The 20,952-nt window shown below is 72.1% G+C and carries 11 protein-coding genes; 3 read left to right on the top strand and 8 right to left on the bottom strand.

The genetic code is table 11. The annotated features are described in order from the left end of the window. Nucleotides 1-12: 12 nt before the first annotated feature. On the bottom strand, nt 13-3,291 hold the full coding sequence (locus LG395_RS02665; RefSeq protein ID WP_225808284.1) for a non-ribosomal peptide synthetase: 3,279 nt from the start codon (nt 3,289-3,291) through the stop codon (nt 13-15). Between the two features lie 14 nt (nt 3,292-3,305). Continuing rightward, nucleotides 3,306-5,882, bottom strand: coding sequence for a Pls/PosA family non-ribosomal peptide synthetase (locus tag LG395_RS02660; RefSeq protein WP_225808283.1), 2,577 nt, complete (start codon nt 5,880-5,882; stop codon nt 3,306-3,308). Between the two features lie 791 nt (nt 5,883-6,673). Here LG395_RS02660 and LG395_RS02655 point away from each other — a divergent pair. Next, on the top strand, nt 6,674-7,639 hold the full coding sequence (locus tag LG395_RS02655) for a Rieske (2Fe-2S) protein (protein WP_225808282.1): 966 nt from the start codon (nt 6,674-6,676) through the stop codon (nt 7,637-7,639). Then, the gene (locus tag LG395_RS02650) at nt 7,623-8,165 is read left to right on the top strand and encodes a DUF1360 domain-containing protein (RefSeq protein ID WP_225808281.1); all 543 of its coding nucleotides are present in this window, start codon (nt 7,623-7,625) and stop codon (nt 8,163-8,165) included. The genes LG395_RS02655 and LG395_RS02650 overlap by 17 nt, the downstream gene beginning before the upstream one ends. A 186-nt stretch (nt 8,166-8,351) precedes the next feature. Here LG395_RS02650 and LG395_RS02645 read toward each other — a convergent pair whose 3' ends face one another. Together LG395_RS02645 and LG395_RS02640 are read right to left on the bottom strand one after the other, a co-directional pair. Beyond that, nucleotides 8,352-9,446: a carboxylate-amine ligase gene (locus LG395_RS02645; RefSeq protein WP_171151904.1), complete on the bottom strand. Its 1,095-nt coding sequence runs from the start codon at nt 9,444-9,446 to the stop codon at nt 8,352-8,354. 297 nt (nt 9,447-9,743) lie between these two features. Then, entirely contained in the window at nt 9,744-11,273 is a 1,530-nt protein-coding gene (locus tag LG395_RS02640; protein WP_171151902.1) for a helix-turn-helix domain-containing protein, read from the bottom strand. Between the two features lie 422 nt (nt 11,274-11,695). Between LG395_RS02640 and acnA the strand changes: the two genes are divergently transcribed. After that, entirely contained in the window at nt 11,696-14,413 is a 2,718-nt protein-coding gene (acnA, locus tag LG395_RS02635; RefSeq protein ID WP_308071203.1) for an aconitate hydratase AcnA, read from the top strand. Nucleotides 14,414-14,648: 235 nt separating this feature from the next. Here acnA and LG395_RS02630 read toward each other — a convergent pair whose 3' ends face one another. The 4 genes from LG395_RS02630 to LG395_RS02615 form a co-directional block, all read right to left on the bottom strand. Beyond that, nucleotides 14,649-17,396: a SpoIIE family protein phosphatase gene (locus tag LG395_RS02630; protein ID WP_225808279.1), complete on the bottom strand. Its 2,748-nt coding sequence runs from the start codon at nt 17,394-17,396 to the stop codon at nt 14,649-14,651. A 602-nt stretch (nt 17,397-17,998) separates the two neighbouring features. Then, on the bottom strand, nt 17,999-18,448 hold the full coding sequence (gene grpE / locus LG395_RS02625) for a nucleotide exchange factor GrpE (RefSeq protein WP_225808278.1): 450 nt from the start codon (nt 18,446-18,448) through the stop codon (nt 17,999-18,001). 2 nt (nt 18,449-18,450) lie between these two features. After that, complete coding sequence (gene dnaK, locus LG395_RS02620) at nt 18,451-20,337, bottom strand: molecular chaperone DnaK (RefSeq protein WP_225808277.1); 1,887 nt, start codon at nt 20,335-20,337, stop codon at nt 18,451-18,453. Between the two features lie 35 nt (nt 20,338-20,372). Further along, complete coding sequence (locus LG395_RS02615; protein WP_225808276.1) at nt 20,373-20,741, bottom strand: J domain-containing protein; 369 nt, start codon at nt 20,739-20,741, stop codon at nt 20,373-20,375. Nucleotides 20,742-20,952 lie beyond the last annotated feature (211 nt).

Genomic DNA, 20,952 nt, shown 5'->3' with positions numbered 1-20,952 from the left:
TGGACGTACGGGTCAGGTGGAGGCCAGGGGGACGGCCGCGCTCAGCACCGCGTGCGCGGCCTCGGCCGGCCGGGTGCGGAGGAAGTAGTGGCCTCCGTCGGCCAGTTCGTGCAGGTCCACGTGCTCGGCCAGCAGCAGCCAGTCGCGGTGGTGCTCGGCGTGGCCGGCGGTGTGCGGGTCGTCGGCGGCGACCACCACCGAGACCGGCGCGGCCAGCTTCACCGGCGGCGGGGCCTTCAGGACCGCCTGGAAGTAGCGGTGGGCGGACACGCAGTCGTGCCGGTAGGCGGCACCGATGTGCTCGGCGTGCCGCGCGTTCAGTTCGGCGAGCACGGTGTAGCCGCTGTCCGCGGTCAGCCGCGCCGCGATCTCCGCGTCGCTCAGGCTCGTCAGCCCGGTGACGGCGGCACCGCGCTCCTCGGCCGTGCCGAGCAGCTGCGCCCCGAGGAACACCCGGGCGACCCGCACCCCGCGCTCCTGGAGCGTCCTCGCCGTCTCCAGGGCCGGCGCGGCGCCCGAGGAGTGGCCCCACAGCATGACCCGGGTCAGGCCGCGCGCCGTGATCTCGTCGGCCACCTGCGCGGCGACGTCCGCGACCGACGCGAACGGCTCCCGGTGCGCGGCCAGGTCGTGGCCGGGCAGGTCCACCGCGAGGACCGCCGTGCCGCTGCCCGCCAGCGCCGCCGCCATCGGCCGGTAGTTCACCGCGTTGCCGCCCGCGTAGGGGAAGCAGACCAGCGCGCACCCGGGGGAGCCGTCCGCTTCCGACAGCGGCTGGAGCAGCTCCGGGCGCTGCCGGGCGGCACCGTCGAGGAGGGCGGCCAGATCGGCGAGCACCGGGTGCCGGGTGATGTCCCGCAGGGACACCGCGCGGTCGAGCGCGATGCTGAGCTTGACGGCCGACAGGGAGGTGCCGCCCGAGTCGAAGAAGTGGTCCGTCCGGCCGATCCGGTGCTCGGGCACGCCCAGCAGTTCGGCCCAGGCCGCCGCCAGCCGCCGCTCGCTCGGGCTGAGCGCCTCCCGGTCCGCGCCGGCCGCGGCCTCGGTGCCGGTCCGCGCGGCCTCGGCGGTCAGGGCCTTGCGGTCGATCTTGCCGTTGGCGGTCAGCGGCAGGCTCTCCCGCCAGTGGAAGGCCGCCGGGACCATGTAGGCGGGCAGGGCCGCCGCGAGCGCCTCGCGCAGCACGTCCGGCTCGTGACGCCGGCCGGAGTGGAAGGCGATCAGCTGCGTGTTCCCGCCGCCCCGCTCGACGACGACCACCGCACCGTCGCGCACCCCGTCCACCCGCAGCAGGGTGTTCTCTATCTCGCCGATCTCGATCCGGAAGCCGCGGATCTTGACCTGGCTGTCCCGGCGGCCGAGGAACTCCAGCTTGCCGCCGGGGTGCCAGCGGCCCCAGTCACCGCCCAGGTACAGCCGCTCCCCGGGCCGGTACGGGTCCGTCCGGTAGGCCTCCCGGGTCCGCTCCGGATCGTTGACGTACCCCCGGCCCACACAGACTCCGGAGAAGGCGATCAGCCCGGGAGCGCCGAGCGGCACCAGAGCCAGCTGCTCGTCCACGACGTACACGCGCACGTTGTTGACCGCGCGTCCCAGCAGCACGCGGTCGGGGACGCCGTCCAGGACCTCGTGGTTGGTGTCGTCCGAGGTCTCCGTCAGGCCGTAGGCGTTGAGCAGCCTGATGCCCGGCTGGAGCGCGAACCAGCGCTGCACCAGCTCCCGTTTGAGCGCCTCACCGGTCACCGACACCCACCGCAGGTCCGGCAGCTCCCGCGGGTGCTGCTCCAGGTACGAGACCACGACCTCCAGGTAGGAGGGCACGAGCTGGGTCACGGCGACCCGGCCCCGCACCAGCGTGTCGACGAAGCGCTCCACGTCCACGACCACGTCCTGGCCGATCAGCAGGGTCCGCCCGCCGACCAGCAGCGCGGACACCAGCTGCCACAGGGAGATGTCGAAGCACTGCGGGGCGGTCTGCGCCACCACGGAGCCCTCCCCGATCCCCAGATCGTCGATCTTGGCGTACAGGTGGTTGAGCAGACCGGCGTGCTCGCACATCGCGCCCTTCGGCTCACCGGTGGAGCCGGAAGTGAAGAAGAGGTAGGCGAGCTGATCGGGGTCGACCCGCACCCCGAGGTCGTCGTCGGCGTGCGGTTCCGCGTACGCCGTCTCCACCAGCAGCTTCTCGGTGTCCGCTACGGTGGCCAGCGCCTCGTCCAGGGTCCCGGTGCTGCCGGACTCGGTGAGGACCAGCCGGCACCCCGCCCGCGACAGCGTCGCCGCGATGCGGCCGGCCGGGAAGTGCGGCTCGATCGGCAGGTACGCCCCGCCCGCCTTGAACACCGCCAGCGTCGCCGCCAGCCAGTCGAGGTTGCGCTCGGTGACGACGGCGACCACGTCCTCCCGGCCCACCCCGCGCGCCAGAAGTGCCCGCGCCAGCCGGTTGGCCCGCGCGTTCAGTTCCCCGTACGTCCACTCCCGCTCGCCGTGCACCGCGGCCACCGCCCGCGGACGCGTCCGCACCTGCTGCTCGAACAGCTCGTGCGCGCGGGCGTCCGGCAGCGCCCGGTCCGGCCCCGCCAGCCCTTCCAGCTGCTCCCGCACCTCCACGGCCGACAGCAGGCTCTGCTGGGTGTGGTCGGCGTCCGGATCGGCCGCCAGCAGCCGCAGCGCCTTCAGGTGGTAGCCGCCGATACGGTCCGCGCCCTCCGCGTCCAGCACGTCCGTGCGGTGGCGCAGGCGCAGCTTCAGCCGGCCGCCCAGGTCGCACCAGCGCACCTGGAGCACACCGTCGTCGTGGTGGTACTCCTCGGCGTCCATGGGGCCGAACACCACCTCGTACGGCGGCTCGGTCACCCCCAGTTCCCGGCGCAGTCGCGGCACCGGGAACTCCCGGTGCGCCAGCACCTCCGCCTCGGCGCGCCCGGCGGCCGACACCAGGGCCCGCCAGGACCCCGGCGGCACGGTCAGCCGCAGCGGCAGCGGCTCGCCGCGCACTCCGGCGGCGTACCCCGTGACCACCTCGCGCTCGCCGGACAGCGCGGCCAGCACCTTGGCGTGCGCCGCCAGCAGCAGCGCGCTCAGCGGCAGTCCCGACCGCCGCACCAGTGCGCGCACCGAGGTCACCACGTCGTCCGGGACCGGCGTCTCCTGCTCCGACACTCCCGGGGCCGGCTCCCGGACCCACCGCGGCACGGCGGTGCTGCCGCCCGCGGTCAGCACACGGCTCCAGAACTCCCGGCCCGCCTCCACGGCCTCCACCGCATCCACCGCATCCACGCGCGTTCCCATCGACAGGGCCTTCCTCATCTCGTGACGGACGCGGGGGCGTCGGTCGCTTCCAGGGCCCGGGCCGTGCCGCCGGGCCGATGGCCGGCCCCGGGCATGTCCACGGCCGGGTTGCCGCCCCACTGAGCGTTCGGGGGGACTTCCTCGCCTTTCATGAGGAAGGAATCGGGTGCCAGGACCGCGCCGTCGCCCATGGTCACGCCGTAGTGCACATGGGCGCCGACGCCGAGCGTGCAGCCCGCGCCGAGCGTGGTGCCGTCGGACTTGAACGTGCCGTCCTCCTGGGAGTGGCACTGGATCTTGCTGCCGGCGTTGAGGGTGCACTCGTCGCCGACGGTGGCCAGGGTCCGTTCGGTCATGTAGCAGCCGTCGTCGAACACCCGGCGGCCGATGCGCACGCCCAGCAGCCGCCAGACCAGGGCCTTGAAAGGAGTCCCGTTGAAGATGTTGAGGTAATGGCTCGGCATTTTCCACACGCGCTCGTGCCACCAGAAAATCGGGTGGTAAATGGAGCACAACTGCGGAGTGAGTGCGCGGAATCTCGTCAGGCAGCGCTCCACGAGGATGTAATAGCCGGTGGAGAACGCGAGCGTCATCGCCAGGTACAGGGCGATCACCACGTGCCCGACCACGCCGTACAGGTCCACGGAGACGAGTCCGAACAGGGTGAGCGCGAAGACGAGGAACCAGCGCATGCACAGCATCAGGGCCATCGAGCGCAGGTTGTAGCGGTTCTTCGCGCTGAGGTGGCGGCGCAGTTCGTCGCCTTCCCGAAGATGATCGAACCGGGCGTCCCGGTCCACCGAGCGGGGAATCTCGAAACACGGCGAACCGAGCAGTCCCACGCCTTCGCGTACCTCGCCGTCGAGGGGGATCATCACCTTGGTCGCGAGAAGGCAGTTCTCGCCCGTCCTGCCGCCCACGGGATACGCGATGTTGTTGCCCAGGAAATTGCGCGGACCGATCTCCACCCGGGACACCCGGAAGGACGTGCTGGAGTAGTCGGCGTTGATGACGGAGAGTCCGTCGGCGATCATCGTCCCGCTGCCGACCGTGACCATGAAAGGCGTCTCGTGCTGCATCTCGGTGCCGAAATTCGATCCGGTCTGTTCCACCCGTGACAGGTTGTAGCCCAGTCCGCGCAGATAATGCACGATGTACGAGCTGTCACCGAAGAGCCAGGCGAAGAACTTGATGTTCGTCATGCGCGCCGCCGCGCGGTGCAGGGTGTAGTGGAATCCGTAGAGGGGATACACCCGGTCGGGTTTGACGAACAGACCCAGCAGACGCGGAACGGTGCACAGGGCCACGAGGCCCAGGACGAGGTAGCCGCAGAACAGGGCCAGCGAGATGCCGAGCGCGTCCGGGATCAGCTCCGGCCGGGTCAGCACCGCCGTCCGCGGATCGAGCCGCTCGCCGATCGCCGGGACCTCGGTGAAGAACATGTACACGCCGCCGAGGGTGAGCGGCAGGTACAGGAAGACCGTCTGCAGCAGCATGACGACGCCGTACCAGGTCCGGCGCACGGTGCCGCACCTGACCGGCGGGACCCGCACGTAGTCGACCTGGGCCGGCTCCGCCGGGGAACCGTGCCGGCGCTCGCCGGCCGGCACCGCCTGGCCGCTGTGCAGAGCGGAGGAATGACCCAGCTGGGCGGCGTCGCCCAGCGAGGTGTCGATGTCCAGGATGGTCTTCTCACCGATGTACACGTCCCGGCCCAGCGTGACCCGGCCGGTCTGGATCCGGCCCGCGTGGGCCCGGTAGCAGAGGAAGAACGTGTCCTTGCGGATCACCGTGCCGGCGCCGACCGTCAGCAGGTCGGTGCAGACCGGGACCGAGCGGGACAGGATCGTGACGCCCTTGCCGATCCGCGCGCCCAGCGCCCGCAGATACAGCACGTACAGCGGCGTTCCGACGAAGAACACCATCGGATTCGCGTGCAGCAGCACCTTCACCAGCCAGAAACGCAGGTACGCCGCTCCCCAGAGGGGGAACTCACCCGGTTTCCAACGGCCGACGAGCAGCCATTTCGCGACGACCGGGAAGGCGCACAAGGCGAGGAAACCGATACCGCCGAACAGCAGCGACCGCACGTAAATGCCGACGAACCCGGAACCGGCGGCGATCCACTCGTACCCCCGGGCGGTGACGAATCCCCAGACGAGGGAGTACACCAGGAAGATCAGCAGCTGGGCCGTCCCGCACAGCAGATGGTGGACGGGGTTCACGCGCGTCACCGGAGCGGGGGAGGCCGCGGGCTCGGGCACCGGCGCGGCCGTCTCGGCGGGAGCCTCCTGGACGAGGGCCGCCGTCAGGCTCCGAATCGTGGGATGCCGATAGATGTCCCGCATGGACGGTGAGGGAAGATCCGGGTTTTTCCTCAGCCGGGCACAGAACTGGGCCATCACCAGGGAATTCGCCCCGAGGTCGGTGAAGAAGTTGCTTTCGGCCGGAACGTGGTCGCAGCCGGTGACCTCGGCCAGGGTTTCCGCGAGTTTCCGCTCGGTCCCCACCGTGTCCGACCCTATGTCGCCCAGGGAGACGGCAAGTTCGTCGGGCCGGGATATGGGGACCTCGGAGGACTGCTCCACCATCACATCTCCTGAAGGCGTCTGGATCGCCAATGGCCGGCCGGACGGATCCTGATCAGGAACCATCGGTTTCAGTCTGGCGAGGGGCACAGCAGGCTGCCACTTCGCATCACCCGCATTCACCGCGCCCCGAGGCGCCGATGGCTCCGTATTCCTTGGTTTCCGCCCGACGGGCCCCCCGGCCACGCCTCACCCGAACGGCTGCGCCCCGGACCACCCACCCATCCCAAGGAGCACCGCCTGCGGCATTGCCCGGCGCCGGACGTGGCCGTGGCCGCATACGGGAGCCTGGTGTGCCGGCGTTCCCCGCCGACACCGGGATCACCGGCCGTGGACGCCGAGGCGGACGGTGTGCGACGTGCCGGCCGGTACCCGGCCGCGGCCGGCGCGCGACATCACGTACGAACGCCCCCGGCAGCCGCGCGGCCGGGCGGCGGCGCCACTCCGACTCGCCGGGGCGGTCCTCGGCACACGGTGAGCGGAGCCACCGGAACCCGTTGGCCCCGGCCGCCCGGCCCTGCGTCACGGCGCGGCCCTGATCGAAGCCGGGCCGGCGAGTGCCAGCCGGGGCGCCCCTCGGACTCCGCTCATTCCTCCAGGGCCACGTCGGTGTACCCGCCGGACGTGCCGGACCGCGACCCCCTTCCTCCTGCGCCGGGACGTCCCGCTCGTCCGTCTCCCGCTCCGAAGGCGAAGCGGGCCCGCGCCCACCGCCCTCCGCGGTGCGTGCCCAAGCCGTACGAGTCCCCGTCCCGCTCCGTTTGCGGCCGGCGGGGGTGGGGACCCGGCCGACCATGAGCTCTACGTCACGCCACCCCCGAACAGGGCGCAACCGCCTTCTGCGGCTGCTGGACCGCCTGGAGCGGGAGCCCAGGGCCGACGCGGTGATCGACGCGATCCGCAAGGGGGTGCAGGCCCTGCCGCTCGGCGAAGGACGCGACCTCCTGCACGGCAGGTGGCTGGGACACCCGGTGCATCCGCTGATGGTGCAGGTGCCGATCGGCAGCTGGCTGTCGGCGGCGGTACTGGACCTGTACCCCGGCCGCTCCCGCGAGGCGGGCCTCCTGGTCGGCGTCGGCCTGGCCTCCGCCGCGCCCGCGGCCCTCGCGGGCTGGGTCGACTGGGCGGAGCTGCACCGCCAGCAGCAGCGTGTCGGACTGGTGCACGCCCTCGCGAACTCGGCCGCCGTCGGTCTGTACGCCGCCTCGCTCGGCTGCCGCGTCAGGGGGCGCGGCGCCGCGGGCCGGACCTACGGCTTCCTCGGGCTGGCGGCGGTCGCGGCCGGCGGCATGCTGGGCGGCCACCTGGCCTACCGCCAGGCGTCCGGCGCCAACCACGCCGAAGAGGTACCGCACGTCGTCACCGGGGGCTGGCACCGGATCGGAGCCGTGGCCGAGTTCCCGGCCGACCGGCCCGTGCGGCGCAGCGTGGACGACGTCCCGGTCCTGGTCGTCCGGGAACCCGGCGGGGCCGTCCACGCCCTGGCCGAGCGGTGCAGCCACCTCGCCGGGCCGCTCTCCGAGGGCACGGTCAGCGACGGATGCGTCCGGTGCCCCTGGCACGGAAGCGTCTTCCGGCTCTCGGACGGCTGGAACGTCCGCGGCCCGGCCACCGCGCCCCAGCCGGCCTTCGACACCCGGATCACCGACGGCCACGTCGAGATACGCCTGCGCCGGCAGGACGGGGACGGGCAGGCCGGCGACGCGGCCGAAACGGGACGCCGGCGCACGGGAACGGGAGCCCATGGACACGATGGCTGACGGCCGCCTCGCGGGACGTCTGAACGGGCTGCTGCGGCGGACCGGAAGGCGGTACGCGGCAGGGCACGACCGCCCGCTGGGCGGCTACCTCGCGGCCATGGCGGGCTTCGCCACGTACACGGCGGCCTGGGCCACCGCCGTACGGCTGCGCGGCCGGCCGCTGCCCGACCGGCCCGAGCCGTGGGACGTCGTCCTGGCCTCGGTCGCCACGTTCCGGCTCAGCCGGCTGCTGACCAAGGCATCGGTCACCAGCCCGCTGCGCGCTCCCTTCACCCGGTACGTCGCCCCGCAGGGCCCGGCCGAACTGCACGAGGAGGCACAGCCCGAGAACGGCAGGCACACCCTCGGGGAGCTGGCCACCTGCCCCTTCTGCATGAGTGTCTGGGTGGCCTCCACCCTCACCGCCGGCCAGCTCCTCTGGCCACGCGCGACCCGCACCGCCATGGGCACGCTCGCGGCCCTTGCCGGGGCGGACGCCCTGCAACTGGCCTACGGCGCACTGGTCGAGAAGGTGACGGGTGAATGACCCGCGGGCGAGGGGTCGAAGGAGACCGGCCACGCGGGTGAGGGCGGTCGTCGCGGGTACCCGCCGGGGCATGCTCGAGCGCGCACCACGTCCACTGCGGCTCCCTGCCCGCGGACACGCCTTCGGAGCGATCGGGCGACGGTGAGTGCGCCGCCGGCACCTCTCAGGGCGCGGTGCTCAGGGCTCTCAGGGCACGGTGCTCTGGGCGAGGATCAGGTCGGTGACCGCGGGCAGGCCGCCTTCGGCCAGGGCGGCGCGCTGCCGGTCCGCGCCGGTGCCGTCCTGCAGAAGCCGGTGCACGAGTGCCGTCACCTGCCGGTTGTCGCCGGACGCGTCGAGTGCGGGAGCGACGTAGCGCAGCAGTTCGTACAGCATCTCGCCGGCCCGGCGCTGCCGGCCGCCCGGATCGACCAGGGTGCTGCTCAGTCCGTGGCGGGCCGCGTGCCACATGCTCGCCTGCAGCAGCTCCTGGTCGCAGTCGAGGGCCGGAGCGCCGGCGGCGGCCTCCGCGAGCACCGTCTCCACTAGGGCCCGGACGAGACCCGCGAGCATCACGGCGTCGTCCGCGCGCAACTGCACGTCGAGGCAGCGCACCTCGACGGTGGGGTACCGGGCCGAGAGCCGGGCCTGCCAGTACAGCTGACCGGTGTCCGAGATCAGACCGCTGTCCAGCAGCTGCCGCACGCGCCGGTCGTGATCGGCGATGTCGGCGAAGTGCGGGGGCATGCCGCTGACCGGCCAGCGACTGAAGATCACGGTGCGCCAGCTGGCGAAGCCGGTGTCGTGGCCGTCCCACAGCGGGGAGTTCGCGGACAGGGCGGTCAGGGCCGGCAGCCACACCCGGATCCGGTTCAGGATCTGCACACCGGTGTCCCGGCTGGGTACGCCGACGTGCACGTGCATGCCGTTGACCAGCTGCTCCGCCACGAGCTGGGGCGCCTGGGTGAGCATGGCCCGGTACCGGGCCTGGTCGGTGACGGCCACGGGGCGGCCGTGGCGCAGCGGGGGAGTGGCGCACGCCGCGACCCGGCAGCCGTGCGCCTCGGCGGCCGCCCCGACGGCGTGCCGCAGCCGGAGCAGGTGTCCGCCGACCTCCTCCAGCGTGCTGCACACCGGGGTGGCCACCTCCACCTGCGCCTGAAGCAGCTCGCAGTGCACCTCCTGGTCGGCCACGAGATGCCCCAGGCCGGCCGCGGCCCGCACCTTGTCCGCCGCGGGTACCGGTAGACCCGTGACCGGGTCGAGCAGCAGGTACTCCTCTTCGACACCGATCGTCGTCATCGATCGCCTTCTGTTCCGCCCGGCTGCGACACCGGACTGGCTCCCGATGCGCCTGGCCGGTGCATCGCACAGGCGAGGACCCGTCGCAACGGGCCGCTCGCGCTCCCCGAGTGACCGCACCCGCTCCCCGCCAAACCACCGTCCGCCGCCGGCGAGTTCCGCGCCGGCGGCGGACGGCGGCTCCGGCTGACCGCGTCAGCCCCGCCCCACGGCCTCGCGGACGGCGTCCCCCGTGCCCCTCCTGGCTGACGTATACGCGGGTCAGGAGGGGGTTGGCGGCGCCCTCTCCCGGGACCCTCAGATGTCCCGGAAGATCTCGATCTGCGCTCCGATCGAGTTCAGGCGCTCTGCCAGGTCCTCGTAGCCGCGGTTGATGACGTAGACGTTGCGCAGCACCGACGTGCCCTCTGCCGCCATCATCGCCAGCAGAACGACCACCGCGGGGCGCAGGGCCGGCGGGCACATCATCTCGGCGGCGCGCCAGCGGGTCGGGCCCTCGACCAGCACCCGGTGCGGGTCCAGGAGCTGGAGCCGTCCGCCGAGGCGGTTGAGGTCGGTCAGGTAGATGGCCCGGTTGTCGTAGACCCAGTCGTGGATGAGGGTCTTGCCCTGCGCCGACGCGGCGATGGCCGCGAAGAACGGGACGTTGTCGATGTTCAGGCCGGGGAACGGCATCGGGTGGATCTTGTCGATCGGCGCCTCCAGCTTGGAGGGGCGGACCGTGAGGTCGACCAGGCGGGTGCGGCCGTTGTCCGCGCAGTACTCCGGCGAGCGGTCGTGGTCGAGGCCCATCTCCTCCAGGACCGCCAGCTCGATCTCCAGGAACTCGATGGGCACCCGGCGCACCGTCAGCTCCGACTCGGTGACCACGGCGGCGGCCAGCAGGCTCATCGCCTCGACCGGGTCCTCGGAGGGGGAGTAGTCGACGTCCACGTCGATGTCCGGCACGCCGTGCACGGTGAGCGTGGTGGTGCCGATGCCCTCCACCCTGACGCCCAGCGCCTCCAGGAAGAAACACAGGTCCTGGACCATGTAGTTGGAGGAGGCGTTGCGGATGACCGTCACGCCGTCGTGCCGGGCGGCGGCCAGCAGCGCGTTCTCGGTCACCGTGTCGCCGCGCTCGGTCAGCACGATCGGCCGGTCGGGGCGGACGGAGCGGTCGACCCGGGCGTGGTAGTGGCCCTCGGTGGCCGCGACGTCCAGGCCGAACCGGCGCAGCGCGATCATGTGCGGCTCGATGGTCCGCGTACCCAGGTCGCAGCCGCCGGCGTACGGCAGCTTGAACGCGTCCATGCGGTGCAGCAGCGGGCCGAGGAACATGATGATCGAGCGGGTGCGGACGGCGGCCTCCGCGTCGATCGCGTCCATCTCCAGCTCGGCGGGCGGGACGATTTCGAGGTCGACCCCGTCGTTGATCCAGCGGGTGCGCACACCGATGGAGTTGAGCACCTCCAGCAGGCGGTAGACCTCCTCGATCCGCGCCACACGGCGCAGCACCGTGCGCCCCTTGTTCAGCAGCGAGGCGCACAGCAGCGCCACGCAGGCGTTCTTGCTGGTCTTGACGTCGATGGCGCCGGACAGACGGCGGCCGCCGACCACACGCAGATGCATCGGACCCGCGTAGCCCAGCGACACGATCTCGCTGTCCAGGGCTTCACCGATTCGGGCGATCATCTCAAGGCTGATGTTCTGGTTGCCGCGCTCGATGCGATTGACGGCGCTCTGGCTGGTTCCGAGCGCCTCCGCGAGCTGCGCCTGTGTCCAGCCCCGGTGCTGCCGGGCGTCACGGATGAGCTTGCCGATGCGTACGAGGTAGTCGTCTGACATGAGGCTGAGGCTATCTCACATATGAGATGACGCCCGTCAGGGGGTCCATTCGGGTGATGTCGGTGACGGACTGTCAGGGCTGGTCGCTCCTGAGCACGCCGGGTGACCGGGGAGGCGGGGCAGGCCGCGGTGTGCGCCCCGGCCGCCCGAGGGCCGCCCCGGCCGTCCGGGGGCCCGGCCGGCGGCGCGGGTCCGCCGGCGTGGTGCGGCGCGCGGTGTACGGGGCCCCGGGACCCGGGTCGGGCATGACCGGACGGCGCCCATGTACTAGAGTTATCTCGACATCGAGATATCTGCCGAGGCGCACCGTAGCCGCCACTCCAGTAAGGCATGCCTAACTTAGCCTGACCTTACTGGTTCGGCCAAGCCGGCGTGGCGGCACGATTGACGGTGGTACGCGCACATCAATGAAGGAGACTGTCGTGTCGGCGAACAGCTTCGACGCCCGCAGCACGCTGCAGGTGGGCGACGAGTCGTACGAGATCTTCCGGCTGGACAAGGTGGAGGGCTCGGCCCGCCTGCCGTACAGCCTCAAGGTCCTGCTGGAGAACCTGCTCCGCACGGAGGACGGCGCGAACATCACCGCCGACCACATCCGCGCCCTCGGCACCTGGGACTCCCAGGCCCAGCCCTCCCAGGAGATCCAGTTCACGCCGGCCCGCGTGATCATGCAGGACTTCACCGGCGTGCCCTGCGTCGTGGACCTCGCCACGATGCGTGAGGCCGTGAAGGAGCTGGGCGGCGACCCGGCCAAGATCAACCCGCTGGCGCCGGCCGAGCTGGTCATCGACCACTCCGTCATCGCCGACAAGTTCGGCACGAACGACGCCTTCAAGCAGAACGTCGAGCTGGAGTACGGCCGCAACAAGGAGCGCTACCAGTTCCTGCGCTGGGGCCAGACCGCCTTCGACGAGTTCAAGGTCGTCCCGCCGGGCACCGGCATCGTCCATCAGGTGAACATCGAGCACCTGGCCCGTGTCGTGATGGTCCGCGACGGCAAGGCCTACCCGGACACCCTGGTCGGCACCGACTCGCACACCACCATGGTCAACGGCCTCGGCGTCCTCGGCTGGGGCGTCGGCGGCATCGAGGCCGAGGCCGCCATGCTCGGCCAGCCGGTCTCCATGCTGATCCCGCGCGTCGTCGGCTTCAAGCTCACCGGTGAGCTCCAGCCCGGCACCACCGCCACCGACCTCGTGCTCACCATCACCGAGATGCTGCGCAAGCACGGCGTCGTCGGCAAGTTCGTCGAGTTCTACGGCGAGGGCGTGGCCGCCACCTCGCTCGCCAACCGCGCCACCATCGGCAACATGTCGCCGGAGTTCGGCTCCACCGCCGCGATCTTCCCGATCGACGACGAGACCCTGAACTACCTGCGCCTGACCGGCCGCTCCGCGCAGCAGGTCGCCCTGGTGGAGGCCTACGCCAAGGAGCAGGGCCTCTGGCTGGACCCGGCCGCCGAGCCCGACTTCTCCGAGAAGCTGGAGCTGGACCTCTCCACCGTCGTCCCGTCCATCGCCGGCCCGAAGCGCCCGCAGGACCGCATCGTCCTCGCGAACGCCGCCGAGCAGTTCAAGCTCGACGTCCGCAACTACGTCGACGACATCGACGAGGCGGGCAAGGAGTCCTTCCCGGCCTCCGACGCCCCGGCCGTCGCCCCGAACGGCTTCCCGAGCAACCCGGTCCCGGTGACCGCCCCCGACGGCACCACCTACGAGCTGGACCACGGTGCGGTGACGGTCGCGGCCATCACCTCCTGCACCAACACCTCCAACCCGTACGTCATGATCGGCGCCGCCCTGGTCGCCAAGAAGGCGGTCGAGAAGGGCCTCACCCGCAAGCCGTGGGTGAAGTCCACCCTCGCCCCGGGTTCGAAGGTCGTCACCGACTACTTCGAGAAGGCCGGCCTCACCCCGTACCTGGACAAGCTGGGCTTCAACCTCGTCGGCTACGGCTGCACCACCTGCATCGGCAACTCCGGTCCGCTGCCGGAGGAGGTCTCCAAGGCCGTCAACGACCACGACCTCGCGGTCACCTCGGTCCTCTCCGGCAACCGGAACTTCGAGGGCCGCATCAACCCCGACGTCAAGATGAACTACCTGGCGTCCCCGCCGCTGGTCGTCGCCTACGCCATCGCGGGCTCCATGAAGGTGGACATCACCCGTGACGCCCTCGGCACCGACCAGGACGGCAACCCGGTCTACCTGAAGGACATCTGGCCCACCGAGGCCGAGGTCAACGACGTCGTCGCCAACGCCATCGGCGAGGACATGTTCGCCAAGTCCTACGAGGACGTCTTCGCAGGCGACGCCCAGTGGCAGTCGCTGCCGGTCCCGACGGGCAACACCTTCGAGTGGGACCCGGAGTCCACCTACGTCCGCAAGCCCCCGTACTTCGAGGGCATGGGCATGGAGCCGGCCGCGGTCGAGGACATCTCCGGCGCCCGCGTCCTGGCCAAGCTGGGCGACTCGGTCACCACCGACCACATCTCCCCGGCCGGCGCCATCAAGGCCGACACCCCGGCCGGCAAGTACCTCACGGAGCACGGCGTCGAGCGCCGCGACTTCAACAGCTACGGCTCCCGCCGCGGCAATCACGAGGTCATGATCCGCGGTACGTTCGCCAACATCCGCCTGCGCAACCAGATCGCGCCGGGCACCGAGGGCGGCTACACGCGTGACTTCACGCAGGACGGCGGCCCGGTCTCCTTCATCTACGACGCCTCGCAGAACTACCAGGCCGCCGGCATCCCGCTGGTCGTCCTGGCCGGCAAGGAGTACGGTTCCGGCTCGTCCCGCGACTGGGCGGCCAAGGGCACCGCGCTGCTCGGCGTCAAGGCCGTCATCGCCGAGTCCTACGAGCGCATCCACCGCTCCAACCTCATCGGCATGGGCGTGCTCCCGCTGCAGTTCCCCGAGGGCGCCTCGGCCCAGTCCCTCGGCCTGACCGGTGAGGAGACCTTCTCCATCTCCGGCGTCACGGAGCTGAACGAGGGCCGCACGCCGCGCACGGTCAAGGTCACCACCGACACCGGTGTCGAGTTCGACGCGGTCGTCCGCATCGACACCCCCGGTGAGGCCGACTACTACCGCAACGGCGGCATCATGCAGTACGTGCTGCGCAGCCTGATCCGCAAGTAGGCGCAAGGGCACGGCACAGCCGTCCAGGGCCGTATCCCCGGCAGCGGGGGTACGGCCCTTCGCCGTGTCCCCGGCACGGGCCCTTACGCCTCCTCATGGGCCTCGTCCGGGGGCGCGGCGGGGCGGGCGCGGCGACGGCCGCCGGTGTGCGTGTCGGCGCGTACGCGCCGCTGGGCCGGCACCGGGCGGGTCGTCGCGCGCTCTGCGGGGCGCCGGCCGCGCTCGGGCCGAACCGTCAGTCCTCGAGGTCCCCTAGGTCCCCGAGGTCTTCGAGGTCCCCGAGGTGTGCGAAGTCGCCGAGCAGCTGGGTGAGATCCGGTGCCGCCAGCTCCGCCCAGATCACCTTGCCCTGGGGTGTGTAGCGGGTGCCCCAGCGCTCGGCGAGCTGCGAGACCAGGAACAGGCCCCGGCCGCCCTCGTCGGTCGTCGCCGCGTACCGCAGATGCGGCGAGGTGCTGCTGCCGTCGGCCACTTCGCAGATCAGCGTGCGGTCGTGGATGAGCCGCACATGGATCGGGTCGGAGCCGTACCGGATCGCGTTGGTGATCAGCTCGCTCAGCACCAGCTCCGTGCCGAACTCCAGCTCGGACAGTCCCCACTCGGCCAGCTTCGCCGAGACCACCCCGCGCATCCCCGACACGGCGGCCGGGTCGCGCGGCACGTCCCAGTCGGCGACCCGGTCGGCCGGCAGGGCCCGGGTGCGCGCGACGAGCAGGGCGACGTCGTCGCCGGGACGCTCGGGCAGCAGTTGCTCCAGCACCGCCTGGCAGCTCTCCTCCGGCGACCGGCCGGGGTGACCCGCCAGGGCCCGGCGCAGCAGCTCCATGCCCTCGTCCAGGTCACGCCTGCGGTCCTCGATCAGACCGTCGGTGTACAGGACCAGCTGGCTGCCCTCGGCCAGCTCCAGCTCGGCCGTCTGGAACGGCAGGCCGCCCAGGCCCAGCGGGGGCCCGGCCGGCACGTCGGGGTAGGTGACGCTGCCGTCGGGATGGACCAGCGCGGGCGCGAGGTGCCCGGCCCGGGCCATCACACAGCGGCGCGTCACCGGGTCGTAGATCGCGTACAGGCAGGTGGCACCGACGATCTCGCCCGACTTCTCCGGGCAGGGCTCGTCCTGGTCGAGGCGGCCGACCAGGTCGTCCACGTGCTGGAGCAGCTCGTCGGGCGGCAGGTCGAGCGTGGAGAAGTTGTGCACCGCGGTCCGCAGCCGGCCCATCGTCGCGGCGGCGTGCAGACCGTGTCCGACCACGTCACCGACGGCCAGCGCCACCCGGCTGCCCGACAGCGGGATCACGTCGAACCAGTCACCGCTCACCCCGGACTGCGCCGGCAGATAGCGGTAGCCGACGTCGAGGGCGCTCTGCTCGGGCAGGGCCCGGGGCAGCAGACTGCGCTGCAGGGTGACCGCGAGGGCGTGCTCGCGGGTGTACCGGCGGGCGTTGTCGATGCTGACCGCGGCCCGGGTCACCAGCTCCTCCGCCAGGGCCAGCTCCTCCGCGTCGAAGGGCTCCCGCTTGGACCGCCAGAAGTTGGCCATGCCCAGCACGACACCGCGCGCCCGGATGGGAGCGGCGATGAGCGAGTGGATGCCGTAGTCGAGGATCCGCCGGGTCCGCTCCGGGTCCTGCGCATGCCAGCCCGCGGCCTGCGACAGGTCGGTCACCAGCTCCGCGCGTCCGGCGCCGTAGCCGCGCGCCTGGGGGGTGGAGGGCAGGAAGTCGATCAGCCGGCCCAGCTCGTAGAGGGGATGGTCGTCCTGGATGCCGCTCACGACCACCCGGCGGATGTCGTGCGCCGTCGGCGCCGGTTCCTCGCCCTGGAGGACGGCGTCGGCCAGGTCGACGGTGACGAAGTCGGCGAACCGGGGGACGGCGACCCGCGCGAGTTCGTCGGCGGTGCGGACCACGTCCAGGGTGCTGCCGATGCACAGCCCCGCGTCGTACAGCAGCTCCAGCCGCTCGCGGGCGGCCTCGGCCCGGCCGGACACCGCCTGGAGCTCGGTGGAGTCGCGGAGCGTCACGACGGTGCCCCGGGGGCCGCCGGCGTAGTCCGTGGGCCGCTGGTTGACCGCCAGCAGGCGTCCCTTGGCGAAGTGCACCTCGTCGCTGGCCTCGCGCCCGGAGGCGAGCAGCTCCGCCGTCGCCGGGTCGAGCTCCGACAGCTCCCGCACCGTGCGCCCCTCGGCGTCGGGGGGCAGCTCCAGCAGGCGCCGGGCCTCGTCGTTGGCGAGCAGCAGCCGGCCGTCGGGGCCGATGATGAGGACGCCCTCCCGCACCGAGTGCAGGACCGCGTCGTGGTGCTCGTACATGCGGGTCATCTCGTCCGGGCCGAGGCCGTGGGTCTGCCGCCGCAGCCTGCGGCCGACCAGGGCCGTGCCGCCGGTCGACACCACGAGGGCGCCGCCCCCCGCGGCGAGGATGATCGGCAGCTGCCGGTCCAGCTCGCTGGTGACGTGCTTGACCTTCAGCCCGGCGGAGACGAGGGCGACGACCTTGCCGTGGGCGTCGTCCACGGGCACGGTGGCCTGGACCTCGTGGCCCAGTGGGCCCTGGACGCTCTCGGTGTAGACCTTCCCGGCCAGCGAGGGCCCTATCCTGCCCACGAACCGCTCGCCGATCCGGTCGGGTATGGGGTGGGTGTAGCGGATGCCGTGGGTGTTCATGACCACGATGAAGTCCACGCCCGCCGTTCCGCGTGCCGCCTCGGTCAGCGGCTGGAGGACACGGGACGGGTCGGGGCTCTGCAGGGCGCGCAGCAGGCCCGGCGCGTGGGCGAAGGTCTGCGCGACGGCTATGGACCGCCGCCTGGCCTCCGTGGTGGTGTCCCGCTTCGACTGCAGTACAAGAGCGACGACGGCGCAGAGCACGAGCAGCACCACCAGCGCCACCTGGAGCAGGAAGACCTGTCCGGCGACGCTGCGGGGGCTCTTGCCGATCACAGTGCGCCATGAGAGGCGCCCGAATCGGACGGGTGCGTCCGACATGCGGTATTTGTAGCACCGCGTTCCGCCGGATGGCTATGGTCCGTCCATGAGATGGACAGGCCGAATCTCCGGCCTGCCGACCGGACTCGGCTCCGCGGACGACGGACACGGCACCTCACCTGCGTGTGTTCGACACTGACCAGGCCGGGTGCGTCCACACCCGGCTCGGCGGTCCGGGGGGTCTTTCGGACCGGGTCCGTGGGGCGCGGGCAAGCCTGGCCGGCGTGGCCCGTGCGGTCTTTCGGACCGGCGCCGTCGGCCACAGCGCCGCCGGTCCGCTCCGTCCGCCCTGTCCGCTCCGTCCGCCCCGTTCGCCCTGTCCGGCCGGTCGGGCCAGTCCGCTCTCTCCGCTCTCTCCGCCCGGTCCGCCTGGTCCGCCCGGTCCGCGCGCCCGTGCCGGTCCGTGGGCTGCCGCCCGGTCACGGCGGATCCGCCCCCGGCCGCCCACCGGCCGGGTCGCCCGCCGCGCCCCCGGACACACCGGCCTCCCGACCGCCCGCCCCACCCCCGGTCTCCAGGCGGACTTCGCTTCCCGGGGCGCCCTCGCCCACCCCGGGGTCACCGCGGTCACCGTTGCTCGCCGGAGGTGCCCGCCCCCGGTCTCACGGCGGTCCCGTCACCGTCACACGGGCGGGGCGCAGGAGGCGGTCGCCGATGCGGTAGCCGGGGTGCAGGATCTCCGCGCAGACCAGTCGCCGCGCGCCCGGCGCCGCGTGGTGTGCGACCGCCTCGTGGCACGCCGGGTCGAACGGCTCGCCCTCCTCCCCGAACGTCTGCAGCCCCAGGGAGCCCAGCCGGGTCCGCAGCGTGTCGGCGATGTCCTTCAGGCCGGGGGTCAGCGGCTCGTGCGCGCACGCCCGGTCCACGGCGTCCACCACCGGCAGGAGAGCCGTCAGCACGTTGGCGACGGCGATCTCCCGCACGGCCATGCGGTCCCGCCGCACCCGCTTGCGGTAGTTGTCGTACTCCGCCTTCACCCGCTGGAGATCGGCGGTGCGCTCCCGCAGCAGGCGCTCCGCCTCGTCCGCGCTCCGCGTCCGCGCCCCGTCCATCGTCAGCCCGCCTCCGGCTTGTCGTCGTCGACGATCTCGGCGTCCACCACCTCGTCGTCCCCGCCGGAGCCCGCCGTACCACCGGCACCGGCACCGGCACCGGCCTGTCCGCCCTGGCCCGCCTGCCCGGCCTGCTCGCCGCGCGACCGCTCGTACAGCGCCGTACCGATCTTCTGGGCGGCCTGCGCGGCACGGTCCAGGGCCTGCCGGACCGCCGCCGTGTCCTGCGACTTCAGCGTCTCCTTCAGTTCGGCCAGCGCCGTCTCCGTCTCGGACTTCGCGTCCGCCGGGATCTTGTCGCCGTTCTCCCTGATCAGCTTCTCGGTGGAGTAGACGAGCTGCTCGGCCTGGTTCCGCGTCTCCGCCGCCTCCCGCCGCTCGCGGTCCTCCTCCGCGTGCTGCTCCGCCTCCCGGACCATCCGGTCGATGTCGTCGCGGGGCAGCGCCGAACCGCCGGTCACCGTCATCTTCTGCTCCTTGCCGGTGCCGAGGTCCTTCGCCGAGACGTGCATGATGCCGTTGGCGTCGATGTCGAAGGCCACCTCGACCTGCGGCACCCCGCGCGGGGCGGGCGCGATGCCGCTCAGCTCGAACATGCCGAGCTTCTTGTTGTACGCGGCGATCTCCCGTTCGCCCTGGTAGACCTGCACGGTCACCGAGGGCTGGTTGTCCTCGGCCGTGGTGAAGATCTCGGAGCGCTTGGTCGGGATCGTGGTGTTGCGCTCGATGAGCTTGGTCATGATGCCGCCCTTGGTCTCGATGCCGAGGGACAGCGGGGTGACGTCGAGCAGCAGGACGTCCTTGACCTCGCCCTTGAGCACACCGGCCTGGAGGCTGGCGCCGACGGCCACCACCTCGTCCGGGTTGACGCCCTTGTGCGGCTCCTTGCCGGTCAGCTCCTTCACCAGCTCGGTCACGGCCGGCATCCGCGTCGAACCGCCCACCAGGACCACGTGGTCGATGTCGGACACCTTGATCCCGGCGTCCTTGATCGCGTTGTGGAACGGTGCCTTGCAGCGCTCCAGCAGATCCGCGGTCAACTGCTGGAACTGGGCCCGGGTGAGCTTCTCGTCCAGGTGCAGCGGACCCTCCGCGGACGCGGTGATGTACGGCAGGTTGATCGAGGTCTCGCTGGACGACGACAGCTCGATCTTCGCCCGCTCCGCCGCCTCCCGCAGCCGCTGCACGGCCATCTTGTCCTTGGCCAGGTCCACGCCGTAGTTGTTCCTGAACTGCGCGACCAGGTGGTCCACGACCCGCTGGTCCCAGTCGTCGCCGCCGAGACGCGTGTCGCCGTTGGTGGCCTTCACCTCGATCACGCCCTCGCCCATCTCCAGCAGCGACACGTCGAAGGTGCCGCCGCCCAGGTCGAAGACGAGGACCGTCTGGTCGTTCTCCTTGTCCAGCCCGTACGCCAGCGCCGCCGCCGTCGGTTCGTTGATGATCCGCAGGACGTTCAGGCCCGCGATCTCGCCGGCCTCCTTGGTCGCCTGACGCTGGGCGTCGTCGAAGTACGCGGGCACGGTGATCACCGCGTCGGTGACGTCCTCGCCGAGGTACGCCTCCGCATCCCGCTTCAGCTTCTGCAGCACGCGCGCGGAGATCTCCTGCGCGGTGTACCGCTTGCCGTCGACGTCCCCCTGGTCGGGGAACCGCCACGCATGGTCCCCCATGTGCCGCTTGACCGAGCGCGCGGTGCGCTCCACGTTCGTCACGGCCTGCCGCTTGGCGACCTCGCCGACCAGCACCTCGCCGTTCTTGGCGAACGCGACGACCGACGGCGTGGTCCGCGCACCCTCCGTGTTGGTGATGACGGTGGGCTCGCCGCCCTCCAGGACGGAGACCACCGAGTTCGTCGTACCGAGATCGATTCCGACCGGACGCGCCATCTGCGTGCTCCCTCTTCCTCGTCGGCCCGTGTGCCCTACGGCCGCTCACCGGGTTCCCAGTGCACCGGCCCGGCGCGCAGCGGCGGCTCGGGAGCCGTGGCGCCCGGCACCAGGAGGTGCCGCAGGCGGGACAGCGGGCTCGTCGCGGCGGCGCCTGACGGGGCGCGGTGCCGCCGCCGGGACGACCGCCCGTACTGGTCGTAGGCCGCGCGCCGTACCGGGTCCCGGAGCGTCTCGTACGCCGTACGCACCTCGGCGAACCGGGCCGCGGTGACCGCGTCCACCCGGGTGTCCGGCCGTAGTTCCCACGCCCTGCGGCGGAAGGCGGAGGTGATCACCTCGGCCGTGGCGGAGGGCGCCACACCGAGCACCGCGTACAGGTCCGGCTCCACCGTGCGGGTCACCTCCTCACCCACCGCGAGCCGCGCGTTCCGAACCGAATTGCCTATCAATCGGGATAAAACTTGAGTGGACCCATGTCAAGGGTGGCCTGCCGCCGGAGCCGGGGCCGGCCGCTCCGGCATCCTCGGCCGCCGCAGGGGGGCCGAGCGGCTCGCCGGCCTCCTCGGGCGGCGGCCGACGAGAACAGCCGGGTACCCACTTCGCGGCGCTGTG

Source organism: Streptomyces spinosus (assembly GCF_020400655.1).
GTDB lineage: Bacteria > Actinomycetota > Actinomycetes > Streptomycetales > Streptomycetaceae > Streptomyces > Streptomyces argyrophylli.
This window is presented reverse-complemented; position numbering and strand designations above follow the sequence as displayed.

Bases quoted from the DNA above. Each gene is read 5' to 3' on its own strand.
- LG395_RS02650 (WP_225808281.1), top strand. From the start codon at position 7,623: ATGGACACGATGGCTGACGGCCGCCTCGCGGGACGTCTGAACGGGCTG.
- grpE (WP_225808278.1), bottom strand. From the start codon at position 18,448: ATGGACGGGGCGCGGACGCGGAGCGCGGACGAGGCGGAGCGCCTGCTG.
- LG395_RS02660 (WP_225808283.1), bottom strand. From the start codon at position 5,882: ATGGTGGAGCAGTCCTCCGAGGTCCCCATATCCCGGCCCGACGAACTT.
- dnaK (WP_225808277.1), bottom strand. From the start codon at position 20,337: ATGGCGCGTCCGGTCGGAATCGATCTCGGTACGACGAACTCGGTGGTC.
- LG395_RS02640 (WP_171151902.1), bottom strand. From the start codon at position 11,273: ATGTCAGACGACTACCTCGTACGCATCGGCAAGCTCATCCGTGACGCC.
- LG395_RS02645 (WP_171151904.1), bottom strand. From the start codon at position 9,446: ATGACGACGATCGGTGTCGAAGAGGAGTACCTGCTGCTCGACCCGGTC.
- LG395_RS02630 (WP_225808279.1), bottom strand. From the start codon at position 17,396: ATGTCGGACGCACCCGTCCGATTCGGGCGCCTCTCATGGCGCACTGTG.
- LG395_RS02655 (WP_225808282.1), top strand. From the start codon at position 6,674: ATGAGCTCTACGTCACGCCACCCCCGAACAGGGCGCAACCGCCTTCTG.
- LG395_RS02665 (WP_225808284.1), bottom strand. From the start codon at position 3,291: ATGGGAACGCGCGTGGATGCGGTGGATGCGGTGGAGGCCGTGGAGGCG.